At 74.4% G+C, this 19,201-nt stretch carries 19 protein-coding genes; 11 read left to right on the top strand and 8 right to left on the bottom strand.

The window, feature by feature from the left end:
- Positions 1–22 precede the first annotated feature (22 nt).
- The gene (locus tag PV342_RS20050) at positions 23–1,009 is read left to right on the top strand and encodes a 2-hydroxyacid dehydrogenase (RefSeq protein WP_500318138.1); all 987 of its coding nucleotides are present in this window, start codon (positions 23–25) and stop codon (positions 1,007–1,009) included.
- Between the two features lie 41 nt (positions 1,010–1,050).
- Here PV342_RS20050 and PV342_RS20045 read toward each other — a convergent pair whose 3' ends face one another.
- Positions 1,051–1,785, bottom strand: a complete 735-nt coding sequence (locus tag PV342_RS20045) for an uL14 family ribosomal protein (protein WP_396347209.1) — start codon at positions 1,783–1,785, stop codon at positions 1,051–1,053.
- A gap of 269 nt (positions 1,786–2,054) precedes the next feature.
- On the opposite strand from PV342_RS20045, the gene PV342_RS20040 reads away from it, so the two are divergent.
- Positions 2,055–2,483 carry a hypothetical protein gene (locus PV342_RS20040; RefSeq protein WP_500318136.1) on the top strand — a complete coding sequence of 143 codons (429 nt, stop codon included), beginning with the start codon at positions 2,055–2,057 and terminating at the stop codon, positions 2,481–2,483.
- Between the two features lie 33 nt (positions 2,484–2,516).
- On the top strand, positions 2,517–3,512 hold the full coding sequence (locus tag PV342_RS20035; protein WP_500318134.1) for a phosphotransferase family protein: 996 nt from the start codon (positions 2,517–2,519) through the stop codon (positions 3,510–3,512).
- A gap of 43 nt (positions 3,513–3,555) precedes the next feature.
- Here the strand turns inward: PV342_RS20035 and PV342_RS20030 are convergent, their stop codons facing one another.
- On the bottom strand, positions 3,556–4,107 hold the full coding sequence (locus PV342_RS20030; protein ID WP_500318132.1) for a hypothetical protein: 552 nt from the start codon (positions 4,105–4,107) through the stop codon (positions 3,556–3,558).
- Positions 4,108–4,221: 114 nt separating this feature from the next.
- On the opposite strand from PV342_RS20030, the gene PV342_RS20025 reads away from it, so the two are divergent.
- Positions 4,222–4,953 carry a DUF429 domain-containing protein gene (locus PV342_RS20025; protein WP_500318130.1) on the top strand — a complete coding sequence of 244 codons (732 nt, stop codon included), beginning with the start codon at positions 4,222–4,224 and terminating at the stop codon, positions 4,951–4,953.
- Between the two features lie 12 nt (positions 4,954–4,965).
- On the opposite strand, the gene PV342_RS20020 is transcribed toward PV342_RS20025, so the two are convergent.
- Together PV342_RS20020 and PV342_RS20015 are read right to left on the bottom strand one after the other, a co-directional pair.
- Positions 4,966–5,394: an ATP-binding protein gene (locus PV342_RS20020; RefSeq protein WP_433422690.1), complete on the bottom strand. Its 429-nt coding sequence runs from the start codon at positions 5,392–5,394 to the stop codon at positions 4,966–4,968.
- Positions 5,394–6,296 (bottom strand): MEDS domain-containing protein, encoded by a 903-nt coding sequence (locus PV342_RS20015; RefSeq protein WP_500318128.1) that lies wholly within the window; start codon positions 6,294–6,296, stop codon positions 5,394–5,396. Before PV342_RS20015 ends, PV342_RS20020 begins: the two co-directional genes overlap by 1 nt.
- Positions 6,297–7,038: 742 nt before the next feature.
- Here PV342_RS20015 and PV342_RS20010 point away from each other — a divergent pair.
- Genes PV342_RS20010 through PV342_RS20000 form a run of 3 tightly spaced genes read left to right on the top strand, consistent with a single transcriptional unit; the run spans position 7,039 to position 12,598 of the window.
- Entirely contained in the window at positions 7,039–10,950 is a 3,912-nt protein-coding gene (locus PV342_RS20010; protein ID WP_500318127.1) for a Pls/PosA family non-ribosomal peptide synthetase, read from the top strand.
- Entirely contained in the window at positions 10,947–12,311 is a 1,365-nt protein-coding gene (locus tag PV342_RS20005) for a M1 family metallopeptidase (protein WP_391579550.1), read from the top strand. The genes PV342_RS20010 and PV342_RS20005 overlap by 4 nt, the downstream gene beginning before the upstream one ends.
- Positions 12,308–12,598 carry a glutaredoxin domain-containing protein gene (locus PV342_RS20000; protein WP_018558754.1) on the top strand — a complete coding sequence of 97 codons (291 nt, stop codon included), beginning with the start codon at positions 12,308–12,310 and terminating at the stop codon, positions 12,596–12,598. The genes PV342_RS20005 and PV342_RS20000 overlap by 4 nt, the downstream gene beginning before the upstream one ends.
- Here the strand turns inward: PV342_RS20000 and PV342_RS19995 are convergent.
- The 3 genes from PV342_RS19995 to PV342_RS19985 all read right to left on the bottom strand — a co-directional run bounded on the left by PV342_RS19995 (position 12,577) and on the right by PV342_RS19985 (position 14,036).
- On the bottom strand, positions 12,577–13,017 hold the full coding sequence (locus PV342_RS19995) for a protein-tyrosine phosphatase family protein (RefSeq protein WP_386991238.1): 441 nt from the start codon (positions 13,015–13,017) through the stop codon (positions 12,577–12,579). The two genes, PV342_RS20000 and PV342_RS19995, sit on opposite strands and share 22 nt — an antisense overlap.
- Positions 13,007–13,729, bottom strand: a complete 723-nt coding sequence (locus tag PV342_RS19990; RefSeq protein ID WP_500318124.1) for a hypothetical protein — start codon at positions 13,727–13,729, stop codon at positions 13,007–13,009. The genes PV342_RS19995 and PV342_RS19990 overlap by 11 nt, the downstream gene beginning before the upstream one ends.
- A 79-nt stretch (positions 13,730–13,808) precedes the next feature.
- Positions 13,809–14,036, bottom strand: a complete 228-nt coding sequence (locus PV342_RS19985; RefSeq protein WP_361005258.1) for a hypothetical protein — start codon at positions 14,034–14,036, stop codon at positions 13,809–13,811.
- Positions 14,037–14,591: 555 nt separating this feature from the next.
- On the opposite strand from PV342_RS19985, the gene PV342_RS19980 reads away from it, so the two are divergent.
- On the top strand, positions 14,592–14,891 hold the full coding sequence (locus tag PV342_RS19980) for a hypothetical protein (RefSeq protein ID WP_361005260.1): 300 nt from the start codon (positions 14,592–14,594) through the stop codon (positions 14,889–14,891).
- A 32-nt stretch (positions 14,892–14,923) separates the two neighbouring features.
- On the opposite strand, the gene PV342_RS19975 is transcribed toward PV342_RS19980, so the two are convergent.
- On the bottom strand, positions 14,924–15,502 hold the full coding sequence (locus PV342_RS19975; protein WP_199789194.1) for a hypothetical protein: 579 nt from the start codon (positions 15,500–15,502) through the stop codon (positions 14,924–14,926).
- A gap of 106 nt (positions 15,503–15,608) precedes the next feature.
- Here PV342_RS19975 and hemL point away from each other — a divergent pair, with 106 nt between their 5' ends.
- The 3 genes from hemL to PV342_RS19960 all read left to right on the top strand — a co-directional run bounded on the left by hemL (position 15,609) and on the right by PV342_RS19960 (position 19,075).
- Positions 15,609–16,922, top strand: a complete 1,314-nt coding sequence (gene hemL, locus PV342_RS19970) for a glutamate-1-semialdehyde 2,1-aminomutase (protein ID WP_500318121.1) — start codon at positions 15,609–15,611, stop codon at positions 16,920–16,922.
- Complete coding sequence (locus PV342_RS19965; protein ID WP_386991245.1) at positions 16,919–17,593, top strand: histidine phosphatase family protein; 675 nt, start codon at positions 16,919–16,921, stop codon at positions 17,591–17,593. The genes hemL and PV342_RS19965 overlap by 4 nt, the downstream gene beginning before the upstream one ends.
- Before the next feature lie 186 nt (positions 17,594–17,779).
- Positions 17,780–19,075, top strand: coding sequence for a polysaccharide deacetylase family protein (locus tag PV342_RS19960; protein WP_391579555.1), 1,296 nt, complete (start codon positions 17,780–17,782; stop codon positions 19,073–19,075).
- Positions 19,076–19,201: the final 126 nt, after the last annotated feature.

The raw sequence follows: 19,201 nt of genomic DNA, 5'->3' as shown, positions 1-19,201 counted from the left end.
GTGAACGAAGGAGTGACGAGGCATGGAGCAGCCGAAGAACGTCCTCGCGGTGATCGCGCCGCACGTCGGGGGCCGCGGTGCCGGTGCCGCCCTCGCCGGGCTCTTCGGGGACCGGGCCGCCGTCACGGTCGTGGAGTCCGCCGACGAGGACCCGGCCGCGCTGGCCGCGGCCCACGTGATCATGACGGCACTGGGCCCCGTGACGGCCGGGCACCTCGCCCGGGCGACCGCCCTGGAACTCGTCCAGTGCACCAGCCACGGGCACGAGCACGTGGACGTCGCCGCCGCCCGCGCCCGCGGCGTACCGGTGTGCACCATCGGTTCCAGCGGGGCCGAGACGCAGAGCGTCGCCGAGCAGGCCTTCGCGCTGATGCTCGCGCTCGCCAAACGGATCGTCCCCGGGCACGAGGCGCTCTCCCGCGGTGAGTGGCCGCTGCCCCGTCTGCAGCGCTCGCTGACCGAACTGGACGGCCGGGTCCTCGGCGTGATCGGCCTCGGGGCGATCGGGCAGGCCGTGGCCCGGCGGGCCGCCGCCTTCGGGATGACCGTGCTCTACACCTCGCGCGGGCCCGTACCGGCCGAGGCCGAGCGGCTGCTCGGCGCCCGCCGTGTGGCGCTGGAGGAACTGCTGGCCGCCGCCGACTACGTCTCCGTCCACGTCCCGCTGAACGGCGCGACCCGGCATCTGCTCGACGCGCGGCGGCTGGCGCTGCTCAAACCGACGGCCTTCCTGGTCAACACGGCGCGCGGCGCGGTCGTCGACCAGGACGCGCTGGCCGACGCCCTGGAGGCCGGGCGCCTGGCCGGTGCCGGGCTCGACGTCTTCGAACCCGAGCCGCCGCCGGCCGGGACACGGCTGCTCCAGGCGCCCAACGTCGTCCTGTCGCCGCACGCGGGGGGTGCCACCCGGGACACCGTGGCGCGGATCGCCCTGGCCGCCGTCCGCAACGTCGTGGACTTCCTCGACGGCCGGCCGCTACGGGACGTCGTCCGCGCCGCGCAGGCCTGAACGGGTCCCGGGAGAAGGCGCCTTGCCCGCTCGCCGCCGGCTCAGGCGCTCTGGTCGCCCTCGACGTTGGTGCCCGGGCCGAGCCCGGCGAGCGCGTCCTTGGCCACCGCCAGGGCGCCGTCGCGGACCTCGGAGTCGTCCGGCGACTTCTTGTTCTCGAAGTCGCTGCCGTTGTAGGTGACGGTCACGACCGCGTTGCCCTTGCGGAACACCACGACCGCCTCGCGCGTCTGCTGCTTGTCCTCGGTCGTCAGCTCCACGGACACGGACGCCTCGTCGCCGATGCCGGCGGCCGTGATGGACTTCTTCAGGCGCTTGTACGAGGCCTTCGCCGCAGCCTCGCCGTCCTGGCCGCCGCTGCTGGTGGACACCTCGAAGGTCACGTCGAGCCACCGGTAGTCGAAGCCCTTGAGGGCGTTCCACGAGCAGCCGGTGCGGTGCGAGGGGTCGGTGAGGGAGAGCTGCTTGCCCGCCGTCTTGGCCTCCGGCACCAGCTTCTTGATGGTCGCGGCCTTGATCGCGGTGCACGGTGCGGGAGGTTTGGAGTAGGTGGCGGGCGCGTCTTTCGAGCCGTCCGAACCGGAACCGGAACCGGACCCGGAGTCCGAACCCGAGCCGGAGTCCGACCCGGACGGGGCGGCGGAGCCGGCCGGGGATCCGTTCGCCGACGTACGGCCGGCCTCCTCGTGGGACGAGGAGGCCATCGTCCAGCCGACGATGGCGAGTATGGCGGTGGGCAGCAGACGAGCCGCCAGGGTGAGGGGCAGGGACGCCACGGCGGTCTTCTCTTCGTCGATCCTGAGGAACCTGGGGCTGAGGAGGTGAGCGTGGGGGACGTGGGGCCTGAGCGTACGACGCGAAGATGAGATTGCCATATGAAAGTGGCCCGGGAACAGACCAGGCGCGTAGGGGTTGCGGCACCGGGCGTGACGGGTGTAGTCGCGCGCCCCGTCAATCCGGGTGCGCGGCGGTGGTGTCGGAGTCGGGACAGGCGCCGTGACCGATCTTCTGGGGGGCGACGTCGGACGTCTTCGACCCCGTCGCCATGGGCAGGCTGCCCGATGTGTGGGTCCTCGGCGTCTCCGCGGCGGACCGGCAGGCGCTGCTCGACCTGGTCGTCGCCCGCGGCTGGTGGCACGAGTACGCGGAGGGCTGCCGTGTGCTGCCCCTGCCGACCGCCGCGCGGGTGCTGTCCCGGCCGTGCGACGCCGAGGTGCCGACCCTGTGCGTCGAGCCCGTGCCCGGCTTCCGGGCGATCTTCCGCTTCCTGTCGGACGAGACGATCGACTTCGGCATCGACCTGTACGAACTGCAGGGCCAGGAAGGGCTGGACGCCTGCTGCGGCTTCCTGCGGGCGATCGGCCGGCGCCTGGACCGAACCCTCTTCCTGTGTCCGGAAGGCGCCGACGTGGACCTGGCGATCCTCTGGTACGAGCCGGGTGGCGACCGCATCGCCGTCCGGCACGACCGGTGACAGCGTGGGAGCGCTCTCATAGCATGCGGGGACATGAGGAGCCTGACCAAGCGCGCCCTTTCCGCCGAGCAACTGGCCGCCATGCTGCGGGCGTCAGCGGGCGTCGGCTGCAGCGTCGAGGCGGAGCTGACGGACGGCTGGTTCAACGCCGCCTACCGGGTGCGGCTCGACGACGGGCGTCCGGCGGTGGTGAAGATCGCCCCACCGCCGGACGCCGCCGTCCTGCGCTACGAGCGCGGCATCATGGCCACCGAGGTCATGGCGCACCGCCGTATGGCCGCCCTGGGCGGCATCCCGCTGCCGGAACTGCTGTACGCAGCCCCGGAGTTCATGGCGCTCTCGGTCCTGCCCGGCACCCCCTGGGACAAGGCGGCCGACCGCATCCCCGCGGACCGGCAGGCCCGGCTCCGCCGTGAACTGGGCCGGATCGTTGCGCGGCTGCACACGCTGGCCCCGGAGGACGGCCGGTACGGCTACCCGGCCCCCGAGGCCGGGCTGTCGGCGGCGGACTGGCCGACGGCGTTCGGCGCCATGGTGGAGGCGCTGCTGGAGGAGGCCGGGCACCGGCACACCCCGCTCGGCGCCGCCCCCGAAGAGATCCGCGCACTGGTCGTGGCCGGCGCGGACGTCCTGGCGGAGGTGGAGGAGCCGCGGCTGGTCCACTTCGACCTGTGGCCCGGCAACGTCTTCGTCGCCGACGACGGCTCCGCCGTCACCGGGCTCATCGACCACGAGCGGGCCTTCTGGGGCGACCCGTTGGCCGAGCTGGTCTCCCTGGCCCTCGGCGGCGACGCGGGCCCCGGCAGCGATCTCGTGGCCGGCTACCGCGAGGCGGGCGGCGTTCTGGACTTCGGGCCGTCCGCGCTGCACCGGCTGGCCCTCTACCGGGTCTACCTGGGCCTGATCCTGGTCGTCGAGTGCGGCCCGCGGGGCTACCCCGCCGACCACGCCGACCATGTCCGCGACGTCCTCGGCCGGTGGGTCGCGGAGCTCAGGACCATACGGCGGGCCCGGCCCGACTCGGCCTAGGACAACCATCGGGCCCCGTCGCGGCACCTGGAGGCCGGGGGAGTCACCCGGCGGCGGTCGTGGGCTGCTCCACCACGTTCCGGCCGCCGATCGGCGCCACCCGGCCGGGCTGCTCCGGCGGCCGGCCCGCGGTGAGGCCCGTGCCGGACACAGGGGTGGCGGCGTGGGCGGACGGCGGGGCGGTCGTGGGGGCCGCCGTGTGCGTGGACGCGTGCGTGGGCGTATGGGCGGGCGTGTGGGCGGGGGCGGCGTGGGCGGGCGCCGCGTGGGCGCCTCCGGACTGCTGCGCGGCTCCCGGGGCGATCGCCATCGGGGCGGCGGAGGAGGGCACCGCCGCGGTGACCGCGCGGGTCGCCTCCGTCTTCGGGTGCTCGTCCTTGTCGGGTGCGTGGCTCACCCCGAACCGGGTCCGCAGGTGGTGCCCGGCCGCCTCGTCGAGGCTCACGGGCCGCTGCAGCCGTACCGCCAGCCGGCTCGCCTCCCGGCCCAGCGCCGCGAGGTCCTCCCACCTCAGGTGCACGACGAGCGGCAGTTCCGCCTCGCCGTCGGGGAGCGCTTGAAGGCCCTGGAAGGGGACGTTGCTCTGACTGTTCATCGGCCGGTCCTCACCGTCGGCTGCAGTGCGGTACGCGAGGGGATACGCACCCCGGCACCGGAACGTTCAGCCGCGCCCCCGCGGCGCGCTGCGCACGGCGGGGATGATGGGACCGTGCGCACCCTCGGGATCGACCTCGCCGCGGGCCCCCGGACCACCGCGGCGGCGGTCGTCGTCTGGCCCGGCGACGGCACGGCCGCCGTCGCGCCGCCGCTGCTCGGGTGCGCCGACGATGCGCTGGTCGACCTGCTGTCCGGCCTGGAGGCGGAGGAACGCGCCGGAGTGGACTGCCCCTTCGGCTGGCCGATCCCCTTCGTCGAGGCCGTCACCGCCCACACGGCGGGCGCGCCCTGGCCGGGACGGGGCACCGACAGCGCCGTGCACCGGGCGACCCTGCGCCACCGCCGCACCGACATCCTCACCCACGAGGAACTCGGCGGCCGGTGGCCGCTGTCCGTCGCCTTCGACCGGCTCGGCGCCACCGCGGCCCGCTGGGCCCATCTCGCCGACGCACTCGCCGCCCGCGGACGTCCGGTGGCCCGCGACGGTTCCGGGCGGATCGCCGAGGTGTACCCCGCGGCGTCCCGCAGACGATGGGGCCTCGGCCGCGAACGCTCCATGGCGGAACTCTGCGCGGCCGCGCCCTGGCTGCGGTGCGGCCGGGCCGAACGCGCCGTGTACGACGGCAGCGAGCACGCCTTCGACGCCCTGATCGCCGCGCTGGCCGCCCGCGCCGTGGGGCGCGGGCTCACCCGCCTCCCGTCCGGCCCCGAACAGACCCGCGCCGCGGCCGTCGAGGGCTGGATCCACGTCCCCCACGCGGCCACCCTCGCGTCGCTGCCGTGACGCCCGGCCCGGTCAGGGGAGGCGGATCGCGAGGGTGACGACCGTGCCGACCGGGCCCGGGACGATCGAGAGGTGGTCGGTGACCAGGCGGACGAGCCACAGGCCGCGCCCACAGCGGGAGTCGAGGCCGGGGAGCAGTTCGGGGATGACGGCGGCGTCGAAGCCGGGGCCGCCGTCGGTGACCCGGCACTGCACCTCGCCGTCGGTCCGGCGCAGCATCAGGCGGCCGCGGCCGCCGCCGTGGACGATCGCGTTGGAGGCCACCTCGTTCACCGCCAGGACGAACTCCCCCCGGTTCGCCGCGGGCAGGCCCGCCCGCATCGCGAACTCCTCGGTCAGCACGCGCAGCCGGGGAAGGTCTCCTTCCGCGAAGTCGCGTTCGAGCCGGCACCCGCCGGCGGCGGGGTCGCCGGCGGACGGTTCACGCAGCTCCTCCAGCATCAACCGCTCACCCCGATCAGCGTCAGCCCCGGCAGGGCCGCCGCGCCCAGTCTGCGCAGCAGTGCCAGGTGGAAGGCCGAGCAGCGGACCTGCACCCGCACCCCCCGCTCTCCCGCGGCGGCCACCAGCGTCAGCAGCTCCGCCGCACACCCCACGTCGAGGAAGTGCAGGTCGCGCAGGGCCAGTACGAGGTGCCCGCCCTCCGCGGTCCGGCGCAGCGCGTCCGCGACCACGCCGTGGAACCGTTCCCGTGTGCCGAGGTCGGCCTCGCCCAGTAGCCGCAGCCGTCCCTCGGTGCGCGTCGCGTACAGCGCGCCGAGCCGGGTCAGCAGGTTGCGCGGGTGCGCCTGCGCCATCGCGTCGAGCACGTCCCCGGCGAACCACCGGCGGTCGTAGGCGCAGACCTCAGCGTAGGGGCGTCCGGCGAAGAGGTGGTCGGCGTGGGTCTCGCGATGCACCATCGCGTCGATGGGCGCGCCCAGGTCGCGCACCCAGTGCATGTCGATGTACGCCCGCAGGCCCACGTATCCGTCGCGGACCGCGCGGTCGGTCTCCTCGGTGAGCCGGCCCTGCTGCCGCACCGCCGTGAACTCGTCCTCCGGGCTGATCAGTTCGCGCATGCTGCTCAGCACGAGCTGCCCGCTCCGCCGTGCGGAGCGCACCCATGCGTCGGCGTCCCCGGGCCGCCCGGCGTCGTCGGCCGGTCCCAGGTGGGCCAGCACCTCCGGGTCCGGCACACCGGGGGCGGCGAAGACCATCACCCGCTCGCCGGCCGCCAGCCCGAGCCGTGCGAACGCGGCCAGGACGTCCCAGCGTGTGTCGTCGCCGTCGTAGCTGACGAACGCGTGGTCGCCGGGCCGCATCCGCTGCACCGGCACGACCCGCACATCCGCGGCAGGCATCCGTCCTCACCCTCTGGTCTACGAGCTGCCGAGGGTAGGAGCGCGTACCGCGGGGACGCCAGGCGGGACCGACTCTGCCCGGGATCGCGCGGGGAGCGACCGCGACCGCGCCGCGGCTGCCCGGAAGCGTCCGTCCGTCAGCACGATGTGACGGACGGTGATCAACGTGCCGGTCAGGCGCCCGTGCGCCGGCCCGGCCGTCCCGTACCGCGTCACCCGGATGCGCCGTGAGGACGATGCTCCCGTCCCCGCCGTGGTCCAGTGGGGGCGTGGCGAGTTCCCGACGGGAGCCGGGCGGGCGCGCGGGCGTTCAGGTGTGCGCGTGCGGGCGTCGGGGCCGTCGGACGGGCCGCGGGAAGGAGGTGGTGACGACGCCCCGCCGGAGCCCTGCACGGCTGTGAGAGCGACCACTTGCCCCCGTTTCGGCAGGCAGCGCGGATTAAGCCCCGGTAAACTCCTTGTTCGCCATTTCCGGCGCCCGGTGAAAGGGCCCGTCGCCGTCCGGTCGGGACGGCCGCGGCAGAGGGAGGCCGGGCGTGCGCCAGTCGCGGGAACCAGCCCGCGCGCCGGGACGCCGTGGTCCCCGGCCGTCCGGTCGAAGGTCGCCGGCACCGCAGTGGTCCCGAGCTTTTGGAGGGTTTGACATGCGTCCGTCCCTGGCTGTGAGTGACCGGATCAAGGTGCCCGGCGCGTCCGCCGCCGCGCCACCGTCCCCCGGCTCGCCCGAGCCGGGGAGCACCGTATGACACTCGTCGAGTCGCCCTTCCCGCTCCTGGAGGACCCCGCCCCGGCCGGTGCCGCCGGCGTCCCCGGCGAACCGGGTCCCGCGCTCTTCCGGGCCGGCGCCGCCGCCCCCGAGCGCACCCTGCTCGGCATCCTGGCCGCCACCGCCCGGGCGCACCCCACCGCGCCCGCCGTCGACGACGGCACCACGGCGCTGAGCTACCGCGCCCTCGCCGCGGCGGCCGAGCGCCTGCGCCGCCGCCTGGCGGAGGCCGGCATCGGGGCCGGCGACCGGGTCGGCGTACGGGTGCCCTCGGGCACCGCCGACCTGTACGTGGCGATCCTCGCCGTGCTCTGCGCGGGCGCCGCCTATGTGCCGGTCGACGCCGAGGACCCGGAGGAACGCGCCCGGCTGGTCTTCTCCGAGGCACAGGTGTGCGCCGTCATCGGCGAGCACCTCGCGATCACCGCGTGGGCAGGGCCCCGCGGCACCGCAGGCCGCCGTCCCGGGCCGGACGACGACGCGTGGATCATCTTCACCTCCGGTTCCACCGGCAGGCCGAAGGGCGTCGCCGTCACCCACCGTTCGGCCGCCGCGTTCGTCGACGCCGAGGCGCGTCTGTTCCTCGCGGACGAGCCGCTCGGACCCGGCGACAGGGTGCTGGCCGGGCTGTCGGTGGCGTTCGACGCCTCCTGCGAGGAGATGTGGCTGGCGTGGCGGCACGGAGCCTGCCTGGTACCCGCGCCGCGCTCCCTCGTGCGCACCGGCCTGGACCTCGGCCCGTGGCTGGTCGAGCAGGGCATCACCGTCGTGTCCACCGTCCCCACCCTGGCCGCGCTGTGGCCCGTGGAGGCGCTGGACGACGTCCGCCTGCTGATCTTCGGCGGGGAGGCCTGCCCGCCCGAACTCGCCGAGCGCATGGCCGTCGAGGGCCGCGAGGTGTGGAACACCTACGGCCCGACCGAGGCCACCGTCGTCGCCTGCGCCGCCCAGCTCACCGGCGAGGGCCCGGTCCGCATCGGGCTGCCCCTGGACGGCTGGGAGCTCGCCGTGGTGGACGTCCACGGCGAACCGCTGCCCATGGGCGCGACCGGCGAGCTGGTCATCGGCGGGGTCGGCCTCGCCCGCTACCTGGACCCCGCCAAGGACGCCGAGAAGTACACCCCGCTGCCCGCCCTCGGCTGGGACCGCGCCTACCGCAGCGGCGACCTGGTCCGCGCGGACACGGAGGGCCTGGTCTTCGTCGGCCGCGCCGACGAGCAGGTCAAGCTCGGCGGCCGCCGCATCGAACTGGGCGAGATCGACGCCGCCCTGCAGGCGCTGCCCGCCGTCGCCGGCGCTGCCGCCGCCGTACGCACCACCAAGGGCGGCAACCAGATCCTGGTCGGCTACGTCGCGGTGACCGAGGACTTCGACCAGGCCGACGCGCTCGCCCGGCTCCGCGAGGCGCTGCCCGCCGCCCTCGTGCCGCTGGTCGCGGTCGTCGGCACCCTGCCGACGCGGACCTCGGGCAAGGTCGACCGGGACGCGCTGCCCTGGCCGCTGCCCGGGCTCGAGACGCCCGCCGCGGAGCTCGCCGGCACCGAGGGGCTGCTCGCCGGGCTGTGGGGGGAACTCCTCGGCGCTCCGGTGACCGGGCCCGAGGCCGACTTCTTCGCGCTCGGCGGAGGGAGCCTCACGGCCGCCCGCCTCGTCTCCCAGCTGCGCGGCCGCTACCCCGCAGCCGCCGTCGGTGACGTCTACCAGCACCCCACCCTCGGGGCGCTCGCCGCCCGCCTGGACGAGGCCGCCGCCCGCCGCGCCGCCGCGCGCCCGGTACGGCCGGTGCCCCGGCGGGCCGCGGCGGTCCAGCTGGCGCTGATGCCGCCGCTGCTCGTCCTGGCCGGACTGCGCTGGGGTGTCGTGGCGGCCGCCATCGGCAACACGCTGCTCCTCCTCGGCGCCTTCCCCTGGGTACCGGCCGTCTCCTGGTGGTGGGTGCTGGCCGGCTGGGCGCTGCTCGTCAGCCCCGCCGGACGGGTCGCCGTCTCGGCGGGCGGCGCCCGGCTGCTGCTGCGCGGGGTGCGTCCCGGCACCTATCCGCGCGGCGGGGCGGTGCACCTGCGCCTGTGGGCCGCCGAACGCCTGGCGCACGTCAGCGGCGCCGGCAACCTCACCGGCGCCTGGCTGAGCCACTACGCCCGCGCGCTGGGCGCCAAGGTCGGCGACGGCGCCGACCTCCACGCGCCGCCGCCGGTCACCGGCATGCTCAAGCTCGGCAAGGGCAGCGCGGTCGAGCCCGAGGTCGACCTGTCCGGGCACTGGCTCGACGGCGACCTGCTGCACATCGGCAAGATCCGCGTCGGGGCGGGCGCCACGGTCGGGTCGCGCAGCACCCTCCTGCCCGGCGCCCGGATCGGCAAGCGCGCCGAGATCGCCCCCGGCTCCGCCGTGGTCGGCGCGGTCCGGGCGGGGCAGCGCTGGGGCGGTGTGCCCGCCGTCCGCAGGGGCAAGGCCCCGCACCGCGGCGCCGACTCCCGGCCGCCGCGGCGGCTGCGCTGGGCGGCGGCGTACGAGGCGACCGCCTTCGCCCTGGACCTGCTGCCCGCGGTGTCGGCGCTGCCCGCCCTGCTGGTGGCGGCCCGCTTCCTGCGCGACGCCGGTGCCGCGCCGCTGTCCGCCGCGCTCACCGCCGTCCCCCTGGCCGCGCTCGCCTGGCTGCTGACGTACGCGCTGCTGGTGCTGGCCGGGGTGCGGCTGCTGGGCGTCGGGCTGCGCGAGGGCCACCACCCCGTGCACGGCCGCGTCGCCTGGCAGGCGTGGACGACGGCCCGGCTCATGGACCGGGCCCGCACCCATCTGTTCCCGTTCTACGCCAGCCTGCTCACGCCCGTGTGGCTGCGGGCGCTCGGCATGAAGGTCGGCCGCCGGGTGGAGGCGTCCACCGTGCTGGCGCTGCCCACGATGACCACCGTCGGCGACGGGGCCTTCCTCGCCGACGACACCATGGTCGGCAGCTACGAGCTCGGCGGCGGCCGGATGCGCATCGCCGAGGCCCGGATCGGCAAGAAGGCCTTCCTCGGCAACTCCGGCATGACCGCCCCCGGCCGCTCGGTGCCGAAGAACGGCCTGGTCGGCGTGCTCTCGTCGACGCCCAAGGGCGCCAAGGCGGGCAGCTCCTACCTCGGCATGCCGCCGATGAAGCTGCCCCGGGTCCCCGAGGAGGGCGACCGCAGCCGCACCTTCGCGCCCCCCCGGCGGCTCGTGCTGGCCCGCGCGGCCGTCGAGCTGTGCCGGGTCGTCCCCGTGATGTGCGCGGTCGCGCTGGTGGTGCTGGTGCTCGCCGGGTACGCGGCGGTGGCGGGCCGGTACGGGGTGCCGGTGGCGCTCGCCGCCGGCGGGGCGCTGCTCGCGGGCGCCGGTGCGGCCGCCTGCGCGGTGGCCGTCGTGATGAAGTGGCTGTTGGTGGGGCGGGTGCGGGCGGGCGAACGGCCGCTGTGGAGCTCGTTCGTGTGGCGCAACGAACTGGCCGACACCTTCGTCGAGGTGCTGGCCGTGCCGTGGCTGGTCGGCGCGGTCGGCGGCACCCCGCTGATGAACCTGTGGCTGAGGTGCCTGGGGGCGCGGATCGGGCGCGGCGTATGGTGCGAGACGTACTGGCTGCCGGAGGCGGACCTGGTCCGGGTCGGGGACGGCGCGACCGTCGGCCGCGGCTGCGTGGTACAGACACACCTGTTCCACGATCGGATCTTGCGGATGGACGAGGTCGTACTCGGCGCGGGCGCGAGTCTGGGCCCGCACGGCATCGTGCTGCCCGGCGCGACGGTCGGGGCCCGCAGCGCGATCGGCCCGGCCTCGCTCGTCATGCGGGGCGAGGACGTGCCCGGGGGCACCCGCTGGCTCGGCAACCCGATCTCCGCCTGGCACACAGAGGGGGCCCGCACAGGGTGAGCAGCGGCAAGCGCGTGCGTGGCGGGGCCGCCGTCCCCGCCACGCCCGGGGCGGAGGTGTCCGCGGACTCCTACTTCCCCGAGCACGGCAACGGCGGCTACCGGGTCACCCACTACGACCTGGAACTCGACTACCGCCCGGCGGCCAACCGCCTGTCGGGCCGGGCCCGGATCTCCGCGGTGGCGGACCGGGCCCTGTCCGCGTTCAGCCTCGACCTGGGCGCCTTCCGCCTCGACCGGGTCCTCGTCGACGGCCGCCCCGCCCGCTACACCCACCGCGCGGGCAAGCTCCGCGTGAGGCCCGCGAAGGCGCTGCCCGAGGGCCCGTTCGCGGTGGAGGTCCGCTACGTCGGCAACCCGAGGCCCGTCCGCTCCCGCGACTGGGGGGAGCTGGGCTGGGAGCAGCTGGAGGACGGCGCCCTCGTCGCCAGCCAGCCGATCGGCGCGCCCTCCTGGTTCCCCTGCAACGACCACCTCGGCGACCGGGCGGGCTACCGGATCACGGTGACCGCGCCCTCGCCGTACACGGTCGTCGCCAACGGCAGCCTGGAGTCGTACCGGGTGGGCGCCTCCACGACGACCTGGGTGTACGACCAGCCGCGGCCGATGCCGCCGTACCTGGCGACCGTGCAGATCGGCCAGTACGAGCTGATCGACCACCTCGGCGGCCCGCTGCCCCAGCCCGCCGCCGTACCGCCGCGCCTGACCGCCGACTTCGCCCACGACTTCGGACGACAGCCGCGGATGGTGGAGGCGTTCACCGAGTTCTTCGGGCCCTACCCCTTCGGCGAGTACGCGGTCGTCGTGGTCGACGAGGAGCTTGAGGTGCCCGTCGAGGCGCACGGGGTCTCCGTCTTCGGCCGCAACCACCTGGACGGCCGCCGCGGCGGCGAACGCCTCGTCGCCCACGAACTGGCCCACCAGTGGTTCGGCAACAGCCTCGCCCTCGCCGACTGGCGGCACATCTGGCTCAACGAGGGCTTCGCCGCGTACGCCGAGTGGCTGTGGGCGGAGTCCTGCGGCGAGACGACCGCCGCCCGCAGCGCGGCCCGCGCCCACGCCAAGCTCGCCGCCCAGCCCCAGGACCTGCGGCTCGCCGACCCCGGCGTCCGGCGCATGTTCGACGACCGGGTGTACAAGCGCGGCGCGCTCACGCTGCACGCGCTGCGCACGGTCATGGGCGATCCGGCGTTCTTCCGGCTGCTGCGGGCCTGGACCGCCGCCCACCGCCATGGCACCGTGACCACCGGGCAGTTCACCGCCCTGGCCCAGGAGCACACCGGCCGGCCGCTGGAGGAGCTGGTCTTCCACCCGTGGCTGCACGGGACACGGCTGCCACGTCTGCCGATCGGGGGAGCATGAGCGACACGCACACGGACGAGGGCGGCATCGTCGTCTACTGGCGGCCCGGCTGCACCTTCTGCATGAAGCTGCGCGCACAGCTGCGGTTCGCACGGCTGCGCCACACCAAGGTCAACATCTGGCGCGATCCGGACGCCGCCGCCTTCGTGCGCTCCGTGGCGGACGGGAACGAGACCGTGCCGACCGTCACCGTGGCGGGGCGGCCCATGGTCAACCCGTCGCTGCGGCAGCTGAGGGAGGCGGTCAGGGCGTACGCCCCGCACCTTCAGCCGAAGCGCGACACATAGCGGCGCTGCCAGGGCGTCTCCACCGCGCGCCGGGCGTAGTGCTCGCGCACGTAGGCGACGGCCTCGCCTGGCGGCACCCCGTCCAGCACCGCCAGGCACGCCAGGGCCGTGCCCGTACGGCCGACCCCGCCGTGGCAGGCGACCTCCACCCGCTCGCTTGCCGCCCGGCGCCACGCCTCGCGCAGCGTCTCCGGGGCGGCGGCGCGGTCCGCCGGCAGCCGGAAGTCCGGCCAGCGCACCCAGCGGCTCTCCCAGGCCACCGCCGGGGGCTCGTGGCCCAGCAGATACAGCCCGAACGTGGGGACGGGCCCGGCCGGCAGCGGATGCCGCAGCCCCCGGCCGCGCACCAGCCGCCCGGACGGCAGTCGCAGCACCCCCGGTGCGCCCGGCTCCCAGCCGGGCACGGGCTCAGCGCCCATGGCCGCCGCCCGCCGCCGGGTAGAGCACGGCGCCGGTCAGGCCGCCGTCGTCCGCGGCGTCCGCCCGCAGGCCGGACAGCCGCAGGCAGGCCTCGGCGGTGTCGTCCACGGGCGGGCACTCGACCCGCACGGAGCCGACCGCGGTCACCGCGCCGTCGTGGTGCAGTTCCCCGCCGGCGGACGGTGCGGGCAGCCCGCCGTGCAGGGTGCCGAGGGCGACGACGTCGCCGGACGCGCCCGAGGCCTCCCGGATGCCGAAACGCCAATGGGCGTCGCTCGCTTTGAGGAGGTATTTCCCGGACCTCCCGCATTCCGCCAGGGAATCCCCGCGGGCGCGGACCAGTTCGGCTATAGCGCAGCACAACGGGGCGTCATGTCCGGCCGCCGTGCGGAAACGGCTGAAATCGGCGAGCGGCGCGGACCGCATCGCGCGGTCGAGCAGGACGACCGCCGACTCCCGTGCGTGCGGATGGCCGTGCTCGGCGATGTCCAGCAGGAACGGGGCCGCGACGACGGCGCCGGGAAGCACCTCCCCGGTGCGTCCGCGCAGCAGGGAACTGCTGGTCAGGGCCGCCACCGCGGAGGCGACCGCGTCGAGGTCGCGCGCGGCGGCGAGTGCCCTCAGGCCGTCCCGGGCGTCCTCGGTCCGAGGGCGCGGCCGCGGCGTGGGAATGGCATTCCAGTTGACGGCGTCGATCTCGGTGAGCAGCATCCGCACATGATTCCACCCGCTCCGGAATTTCGGGGTTCCGCATGCGGGACAAGCGTTCGAGCGGCTATCCTCCGCCGCCTCAGGCGGTGTGACGCAGATACAGCGCGCCGCAACTGTGGCAGAACGGCTGCGCCGCCGGCGTCCCCCACACGTCCTCCGCCTGCACGGCCGCGGCGGGGGAGAGCTCCCGCCCGCACAGCCCCGTCGCGGCGCCGTCCTCGACCATGTGCCACGCCCGCACCGGGCCGTCGCCGGCCGGGCCGCCGTTCTCGGTGTCGTACTCCGCACGCATCTCGTACACGGGCATCGTGGTGCCTCCGGGTGGGTCATGCCCCTTGTGGTGCCGGTAGTCCAGTATGTCCGTGCGCCACACCCTCGGCGATCCCGGCCGCGCCGGGGGCGGGAGTGCCGCGGTGGAGCGGCCCGGGGGGCTCGGTCAACGACCGTGCGGCGCCGGTGGGTTGGCCGCGGCGAGCGGCGAACCGCCCTCAACCGCCCTTCGGTGGCGGAGTCCGAGTGGCCCCGCGGGGCGGACGCCACGGGTGACCGGTGGACGGCGGACCGTCACCGATTCGGTCACCCATCGTGATCGGGGAAGTTCCCACCGCATGAATGAAGTCCGAAATTAGGGGATTTCACCCTATGTATTGACTGCGGGGAGTAATGGAACCTAGGGTTCATGTCAGAGGACGACTCCTGTGAGCCGTATCCCGTCCGATATTCCACGTCTGTGATGGTGTGTCCGCACCCGAGGTCCGGACGCACCCCCCGTCGCACCAGTGCCATGCGCATCGGCCGGTGCGACCCGCGCACGGTCGCACGCGACCGGCGCCGACGTTCCGCACCTCGAAGGGGAACGACAATGCGCGTCCAGAGCATGACCATCCGCCGGGTCGCCGCGGCGGCACTCGCGGCACCGATCCTCGCCCTCGTCGGAGCCGGCGCGGCCGGCGCGGCGCCGCAGCAGGCGGCCCCCGCCTCGCACCAGTCCGTCGTCACCCACGGGGACGGCTGCAGGGGCTACGGGGACTGGGGTTACGGATGGCGTTACAACCACCACTACGACAACGGCTGTGGCTACGGCTGGGGAGGTTACGGCTGGGGAGGTTACGGCGGCTACGACAACGGCTACGACAACGGCGTCGTCGTGGTGGTGCTGTAACCGTCAGTGAACCCGCGTTCGCCCGGCGTCTGTCACGGCCACACCAGGCAGTACAGCTGGTGCCCGCTCTCGTGGCAGCGCTGGGCGAAGTCCTGCCACTCGTGCAGCATCTTGTAGATCATGAACGCGTCCCGCGGTCCTCGGCGGTCGGGGACGGTGGACCAGATGAAGGCGGCGGCGCCGAGGGCCTCCTCGTCGGCCTTGCGCAACGGCTCGACGACGGAATGGGGCAGTTTGACGACGGCGTAGTCGGGATGGAGCACCACGAGTTCCAGCGGCGGGACCTTCGCCGGGGGTATGCCCTCGATCCCGGTCAGCACCATCGCGGCCATCGTCTCCGGCTTGACCTTGGTGTACATGCCCTGACCCAGCTCGTCGCCGCCGAGTTCCTCGGGTCGCATCGAGATGGGGACCCGAGCGGCGGTGGCGCCGTCGGGCGCGCCGAAGTACTTGTAGGTCACCCCCACTCGGCCACCCCTGCTCCCGCTTTTCTCAACGGCCCTGTCGCGCTCTTTCGGCGGCCGGCGGCGCCGACCGGTGGGGCGGGCGTGCTCCGCGCCCGGGTCTTCCGACCCGTCGCCCACGTCACCGCGTTCGCCACCGCGCTGCATTCCACTACCCGACCATCCGCAGACCCAACCGCGCAACCCGATCATCGTCTCAGATGCACGGTCGATACCTCGTCGCGCAACGCCCGGCATTTGAGAGCATGTGCTTGTGAGCTATCCGTACGCCTACGAAGCGCCAGTTTCTCAGACCTTGTTCGATCGAGCAGCCGCCGTGACCCCTGGTGGGGTGAACAGCCCGGTACGCGCCTTTCGTGCCGTGGGCGGTACGCCCCGGTTCATGGTGTCCGGAACGGGTCCCTACCTGAAGGACGCGGATGGTCGCGAATACGTCGACCTCGTCTGCTCGTGGGGGCCGATGATCCTCGGCCACGCCCACCCCGAGGTGATCGCCGCCGTGCAGGCGGCGGTTGCGCGGGGTACGTCCTTCGGCACTCCCGGTGAGGGTGAGGTGGAACTGGCCGAGGAGATCGTGGCGCGCGTCGCGCCGGTGGAGCAGGTACGGCTGGTCTCCTCCGGCACCGAGGCCACGATGTCGGCGATCCGGCTGGCGCGCGGGTTCACGGGCCGGGCCAAGGTGATCAAGTTCGCGGGGTGTTACCACGGTCATGTGGACGCCCTGCTGGCCGCCGCGGGTTCCGGGGTTGCCACGTTCGGGTTGCCGGACACCCCCGGGGTGACGGGCGCGCAGGCCGGCGACACGATCGTGCTCCCCTACAACGATCTCGGCGCGGTACGGGCCGCGTTCGCCGCCCACCCCGGCGAGATCGCCTGCGTGATCACCGAGGCGTCGCCCGGCAACATGGGCGTCGTGCCGCCGGCCGAGGGCTTCAACCAGGGCCTGGCGGACCTCTGCCGCGAGAACGGCGCGCTCTACATCTCCGACGAGGTCATGACGGGCTTCCGCGTCTCGAAGGCCGGCTGGTACGGCATCGACGGCGTGCGCCCCGACCTGATGACCTTCGGCAAGGTGATGGGCGGCGGCTTCCCCGCCGCGGCGTTCGGCGGCCGTGCCGACGTGATGGCGCACCTCGCGCCCGCCGGGCCGGTCTACCAGGCGGGCACGCTCTCCGGTAACCCGGTGGCCACCGCCGCGGGCCTCGCCCAGTTGCGGCTGCTGGACGACGCGGTGTACGAGACCGTCGACTCCGTCGCCGCGGAGGTGTCGGGCCTGGTCACCGCCGTGCTCGCCAAGGAGGGCGTGGCGCACCGCCTGCAGGCGGCGGGCAACATGTTCTCGGTGTTCTTCACCGAGGACCGGGTGACGAACTACGACGAGGCCAGAAAGCAGGAGGCGTTCCGCTTCACCGCCTTCTTCCACGCGATGCTCGCCCAGGGCGTGTACCTGCCTCCCTCCGCCTTCGAGTCGTGGTTCGTGTCGTCGGCGCACGACGGCGCCGCCGTCGAGCGCGTCGCCGCGGCCCTGCCGGCCGCCGCCCGAGCCGCCGCGGAGGCCACGGCATGAGCGAGATCACGGTCGTCCACCTGATGCGGCACGGCGAGGTCGAGAACCCCACCGGCGTGCTCTACGGGCGTCTGCCCGGCTACCACCTGTCCGATCTGGGCCGGAAGATGGCCGACCGGGTCGCCGAGCACCTCGCGGGCCGCGACATCCGCCATGTCGTCGCCTCCCCGCTGGAGCGCGCTCAGGAGACCGCGGCGCCGATCGCCGCCGTCCTCGGCCTCGACGTCGCGCGCGACGATCGGCTGATCGAGGCGGACAACGTCTTCCAGGGCAAGACCTTCGGCGTCGGCGACGGCGCGCTCAAGCGTCCCGCCAACTGGAAGCACCTGGTCAACCCGTTCCGGCCGAGCTGGGGCGAGCCCTACGCGGACCAGGTCGTCCGCATGACGGCGGCGCTGGAGGCGGCCCGGGACGCGGCGCGCGGCCACGAGGCGGTGTGCGTCAGCCACCAGCTGCCGATCTGGATCGTGCGCAGCGCCGTCGAGCAGCGGCGCCTGTGGCACGACCCGCGCAAGCGGCAGTGCACCCTGGCGAGCCTGACGTCCTTCACGTTCGAGGGCGACCGGATCGTCTCCGTCGGCTACACCGAGCCCGCCCGCGACCTGGTCCCCGCGCACCTGCTGGCCGGGGCGAAGCCGGTCAAGGGCGGCAGCAAGGGCTTCGGCGCGTAGCCGTTCCCGGGTGGCGCCGGTCACGGAGACCGGCGCCACCGCGCACGCTCCGCGACGGCCGCCGCCGCCCGGCCCGATCCGGTGTCCCGAGGCGGTGAATTTCCTCGCCCCGGGAAGGAACCCGCCGCACGCCCATGGCATCTAGCGCGATGGGGCCGAGGCACGGCACGGGGATTGGGGCGCGGAATGCGGGACATCAGCCGACGAGGAGTACTGGGCCTGGCGGCCGGAGCGGCCGCGGCCGGACTGGCGGGCTGCGCCGGGGAGGGCCCCGGCGACCGGCACGCGAACGGGGGGTCCCCGCCGTCGCCGACGCCGTCCGCGGGCAGCCCGCGGGTGTCGCCCTCCCCGTCCCCGTCGGTGCGGACGATAGGTGACGGTTCCACGGCCGACACCGGGCCGCAGCCGCACCAGCCCGTGGTGGAGCGCCTGGAACCGGGGGAGAAGCCGCCGCAGTTCGTGATCTTCTCCTGGGACGGGGCGGGCGAACTGGACAACGGGCTCTTCGAGCGGTTCCGGAAGCTCGCGGTCGAGCACGACGCGAAGATGACCTTCTTCCTCTCCGGCGTCTATCTGCTCCCCGAGTCGAAGAAGCGGCTCTACAAGCCGCCGCGCAATCCCGTGGGCGCCTCCGACATCGGCTACCTCACCGACGCCCACATACGCGTCACCCTGGAGCAACTGCGGCTGGCCTGGCTGGAGGGCCATGAGATCGGCACGCACTTCAACGGCCACTTCTGCGCGGGGTCCGGCTCGGTGGGCCGCTGGAGCCCGGCCGACTGGCGCAGCGAGATCGAACAGGCCGTCGGCTTCGTGGAGAAGTGGCGAACCCACACAGGCTTCACCGACCTGCCCCCGCTGCCCTTCGACTACCGCAAGGAACTGGTCGGCGGCCGTACGCCCTGCCTGCTGGGCCAGGGTTCGCTGCTGCCCACCGCCGCCCGCCTGGGCTGGCGCTACGACGCCAGCGGACCGGGCGGTCTGCAGGTGTGGCCGGGCAAGAGCCACGGGCTGTGGAACCTGCCGCTGCAGGCGGTGCCCTTCCCCGGCCGCTCCTTCGAGGTGCTGTCGATGGACTACAACATGCTGGCCAACCAGTCGGTGAACTCCACGCGCGGCAACCCCGCTCGCTACCCGGCCTGGCAGCGGCAGGCCCGAGACGCCTACTTGGCGGGCTTCAGCCGGGCGTACGAGACCAACCGGGCGCCGCTGTTCATCGGCAACCACTTCGAACAGTGGAACGGCGGGATCTACATGGACGCCGTCGAGGAGGCGCTCCGGCGGATCGCCGACCACCGGGACGTGCGGCTGGTGTCGTTCCGCCAGTTCGTGGACTGGCTGGACGCGCAGGACCCGGCGGTCCTGGCGAAGCTGCGCACCCTCGGGCCGGGGCAGCGCCCGGCGGGCGGCTGGCGCCGATTCCTCGCGCAGGAACGTTCCTCCAAGTCCCCTTCGTCCTCTGTCTCCCCTTCCTTCTCCTGAGCGTCTGATCCGACCGGTTCGCACACCTGGCCGGGGCCGCGATTAACCGTCGCTTACTTGGGGCATTTGCCGCTTTCGGCAAAGCTGTCGGGGGTGCGTAAGATCGCCCCCGGCCTCATGCGAAAC

Origin of the sequence: Streptomyces sp. PA03-3a (genome assembly GCF_033792735.1) — a bacterium.
GTDB lineage: Bacteria > Actinomycetota > Actinomycetes > Streptomycetales > Streptomycetaceae > Actinacidiphila.
Note: the sequence above shows the minus strand (reverse complement) of the source record. Positions and strands in the feature narration are given on the sequence as shown.